The 4066-nt window shown below is 69.7% G+C and carries 4 protein-coding genes; 1 reads left to right on the top strand and 3 read right to left on the bottom strand.

Annotation, left to right across the window (positions count from 1 at the left end):
• Positions 1-122 precede the first annotated feature (122 nt).
• The 3 genes from ACFVH5_RS44080 to ACFVH5_RS44070 are packed head-to-tail and all read right to left on the bottom strand — an operon-like array spanning position 123 to position 2607.
• Positions 123-932 (bottom strand): amino acid ABC transporter ATP-binding protein, encoded by an 810-nt coding sequence (locus ACFVH5_RS44080; protein ID WP_385839321.1) that lies wholly within the window; start codon positions 930-932, stop codon positions 123-125.
• Complete coding sequence (locus ACFVH5_RS44075) at positions 929-1762, bottom strand: amino acid ABC transporter permease (protein WP_385839320.1); 834 nt, start codon at positions 1760-1762, stop codon at positions 929-931. The genes ACFVH5_RS44080 and ACFVH5_RS44075 overlap by 4 nt, the downstream gene beginning before the upstream one ends.
• A complete protein-coding gene (locus ACFVH5_RS44070; protein WP_385839319.1) occupies positions 1759-2607 on the bottom strand; it encodes a transporter substrate-binding domain-containing protein in 849 nt (282 codons plus the stop codon). The genes ACFVH5_RS44075 and ACFVH5_RS44070 overlap by 4 nt, the downstream gene beginning before the upstream one ends.
• A 210-nt stretch (positions 2608-2817) precedes the next feature.
• Between ACFVH5_RS44070 and ACFVH5_RS44065 the strand changes: the two genes are divergently transcribed.
• Entirely contained in the window at positions 2818-3864 is a 1047-nt protein-coding gene (locus ACFVH5_RS44065) for a pyridoxal-phosphate-dependent aminotransferase family protein (RefSeq protein WP_385839322.1), read from the top strand.
• The last annotated feature ends 202 nt before the right edge of the window (positions 3865-4066 follow it).

Genomic DNA, 4066 nt, shown 5'->3' with positions numbered 1-4066 from the left:
CAGTCTTCGGCCTTTCGCCTTCAGGGGCGCGGGGAACGGCGCAGTCTTTTGGCTTTTAGGGGCGCGGGGAACTGCGCGGGCCACCCCCACCGGGCCCGCAGGTCGACGTGGCGGCCCCGGTTCTACGGGGACTTCCGCGGAGCGTCGTCCACTTCCGCCATCGCCGGGTCCAGGAGGCGGGAGAGGAAGTGGCGGGTGCGGGCGTGGGTCGGGGAGCCGATCACCTGGGCCGGCGGCCCCTGCTCCACGATGACCCCGCCGTCCATGAAGACCACCCGGTCGGCCACCTCGCGCGCGAAGGACATCTCGTGCGTGACGACCATCATCGTCATGCCCTCGTCCGCGAGCATCCGCATCACGGCGAGGACGTCCCCGACCAGCTCCGGGTCGAGCGCCGAGGTCGGCTCGTCGAAGAGCATCACCTGGGGGCCCATCGCGAGCGCCCGGGCGATGGCGACGCGCTGCTGCTGGCCGCCGGAGAGGGAGCCCGGGTAGGCCGTCGCCTTCTCGGACAGCCCGACCCGCCGCAGGTTCTCGGCGGCGACCTCCGCCGCCTCCGCCTTGTCGCGGCCCAGCACCCGCCGCTGCGGCAGCGTCAGGTTGTCGGTCACGGTCAGGTGCGGGAAGAGGTTGAACTGCTGGAAGACCATGCCGATCCGACGGCGTACGGCATCGATGTCGACGTCCGGGTCGGTCACCTCAGTACCCCCGACGAAGACCTGCCCCTTCGTGGGCTCTTCGAGGAGGTTCACACAGCGCAGCAGGGTCGACTTGCCGGAGCCGGAGGGGCCGATGACGCACACGACCTCGCCGGAACCGACCTCCAGGTCGATGCCCCGCAGCACCTCGTTGTCGCCGAACGACTTGTGCAGCCCGCGGACCTGGATCTCCGGCGTGCCGCTCTTGTCGCCGGCACTGTTCTCGGTGCTCACTTGGTGGCCTCCCCGGCCTTCGCCTCAAGGCGGCGTACGACGAACCCGAGCGGGATCGTGACCAGCAGGTAGCACAGGCCCGCCACCAGGATCGGTGTCGAGTTGGCGGTCTCGCTGGCCAGGTCGCGGCCGAACTTGGACAGTTCGCGTTCCTCCAGCGTGACCCCGAGGAACAGCACCAGCGAGGAGTCCTTGAAGAGGAGGACCAACTCGTTGGTGAGCGGCGGGATCACGATCCGGAAGGCCTGCGGAATGATGATGGAGACCATGGCCCGCGCATGCGAGAAGCCCAGCGAACGGGCCGCCTCCATCTGCCCCTTGGGGACGGCCTGGATGCCCGCGCGGATCGTCTCCGCCATGTACGCGGCGGCCACCAGGCCGAGCGCGAGCGCGACCTTGCCGTACGTGCCGCCGGGGATCTCCGTGCCGGGGAACGCGAGCGGCACGGCGACGCCCACGAAGATGAAGATCAGCAGGGCGGGCAGCCCGCGGAAGATCTCGATGTAGATACCGGCCAGCCAGCGGTACGGGCCGACCGAGGAGAGCCTCATCAGGGCGACGACCACGCCGAGGGCGAGGCCGAAGACGAAGCCGGACATCGTGTAGAGGACGGTGTTCTTCAGCGCCAGCGTGATGATGTCCGGGAACATCCGCTCGGCCAGGTCGACCTGGGCGAACTGGTTCCGCAGCTGTCCCCAGTCGGCCGTGAACCCGAGGGCGACCAGCGCGGCGACGAACACCGCGTACTGGACGCCCCGGGACACGGTCCGCTTCTGGCTCCTGGTCAGACCGCGCCTGCGGGGCTGGACCTTGGTGTCGGTCTCGGTCATGAGGAGGCGGAGGGCGAAGCGGAGGCGGCGTTCTCGTCGTACGGGCCGATCCACTTCTCGTACAGCTTCTTGTACGTGCCGTCCGACTTCGCGTCCGCCAGCGCCTTGTTGACGGCTTCGAGGAGCTTGGTGTTGCCCTTCTTCATGGTGAAGCCGTACTCCTCACCGGTGTTGATGTTGTCGGCGACCTCGAAGGCGGCGGCGTTGGCCTTGTCCTTCAACCAGCCCTGGAGGACCGGGTAGTCGATGACGATGGCCTTGACCTGGCCGGTGCGCAGACCGTTGAGGAGGGCGTCCGAGGACTCGAAGGAGACCGGGTTGAGGCCCTTGCTCTTCGCGAACTCCTCGCCGGTGGTCTGCGCCTGCGCGCCGACCTTCTTGCCCTTGAGGTCCGCGAGGGAGGAGATGCCGCTCTTCTTGCCGGCCAGGATGCCCTGGGTGGCCTCGAAGTACGGGTCGGAGAAGTCGACGTTCTTCTTGCGCTCGTCGGTGATCGTCATACCGGCCGCGGCGAGGTCGCACTGGCCGGAGTTGAGGGATCCGCCGGTCTTGAAGTTCTCGAAGGGCTGGTCGAGGATCTCCTGCTTCACGCCCAGGTTCTTGGCGACCAGGTCGACCAGCGACACGTCGAAGCCCTGGACCTTGCCGTCGATCTCCGACTGGAACGGCGGGTACGGCAGGTGCGTGCAGGTGGTGAGCTGTCCGCCCTTGACGAGCTCGACCCCGTTGGCGGTGGTCTTCTTGCCCCCGTCGTCGTCCGAGGAGCAGCCGGACACGAGCAGCAGCCCGGCCGTCGCGGTGGTGGCGGCCAGAATGCGGGTTCGGCGCCCGGGGACCATCTTCACGGGGGAGACCTCCTGTGGGGAAACTGTGACTGCTGATTATAAGGATTCGTTTGAGGCTCTCAAACCAATCCCATGGCCGCTGGGCTGTCCGGCCTCGGAAGTCACCGGTGGGCGACTGCGGGGACGGCGGTTACGCTCGTTGCTGCCTACCCAGTGAGTGACGAGAGCAACGTGAGCGTCCAGAGCAACGTGAGTGAAGAGAGCAACGCCGTGACCCATCCCTTCCTGGACCTGGCGCCGCTGAGCGCCGCGCGTTTCGCGGCGATCGAGGACCGCGTGGCGCGGCTGCTCTCCACCGAGCAGGACGTCGTGATCATGCAGGGCGAGGCGCTGCTTCCCCTGGAAGGGGCGATCCGCGGCGCGGCCGGTCCCGGCACGACGGCTCTCAACGTGATCACCGGCCCGTACGGGCAGACGTTCGGCGACTGGCTGAGGGACTGCGGCGCGACCGTGCACGACCTGGCCGTCCCCTTCCACACGGCGGTCACGGCCGGGCAGATCCACGACGCTCTCACCGAGCACCCGGAGATCGACTTCGTCTCCCTCGTGCACGCGGAGGCCGCCACCGGGAACACGAACCCGGTCGCGGAGATCGGCGAGGTCGTACGGGCCCACGGCGCCCTCTTCTACCTCGACGCGGTGGCCTCGGTCGGCGCCGAGCCGGTGCTGCCGGACGCGTGGGGCGTGGACCTGTGCGTGATCGGGGCGCAGAAGGCGATGGGCGGGCCCGCGGGGGTCTCGGCGGTGTCGGTGAGCGAGCGGGCGTGGGCGCGGATGGCCGCGAACCCGCACGCGCCCCGGCGCTCCTACCTCTCCCTCCTGGACTGGAAGGATCGGTGGGTCGACGCCGGACGCAAGGTCCTCCTCCACGCTCCGGCGCAGCTGGAGATGCTGGCGCTGGAAGCGTGTGTGGAGCGCATCGAGTCGGAGGGGCTGGAGACCGTGATGGCGCGGCACGCTTCGGCCGCGGCGGCCACGCGGGCGGGTGCGCTCGCGCTGGGCGGCGGGCTTGAGCCGTACGTGTACGAGGCCTCCGATGCGGCGCCGGTCGCGACGACGTTGCGGACGCCTGCGGGGGTGGACGCGTCGGCGGTGGTGGCGGCTGCGCTGGCCGTCGATCCTTCCCTTCCGCTGGCGGCGGGGGGTGGGGTGCTGGCCAAGGAGATGATCCGGGTCAACCACTACGGGCCTGCGGCCGGCTCCGCGACGGTGGACGCATGCCTCACTGCGCTGCGCGCGGCGCTGGCCACCGTCTGAGCGCCGACGTTGCCTGCGGCCCCGGTGGGGGTTGCTCGCGCCGTTCCCCGCGCCCCTGAAAGCTCAGGGCTGGGCGCCGCGTCCCCTGTGCGGCTCAAAGCCAAAAGACTGCGCAGTTCCCCGCGCCCCTGAGTGGGACGGGGCGCAGCCCCTCCCCAAGGGGCGCGGGGAACGGCGCGAGCAACGCCCACCGAACCCGCAC

Source organism: Streptomyces sp. NPDC127119, assembly GCF_042677425.1.
Lineage (GTDB): Bacteria > Actinomycetota > Actinomycetes > Streptomycetales > Streptomycetaceae > Streptomyces.
This window is presented reverse-complemented; position numbering and strand designations above follow the sequence as displayed.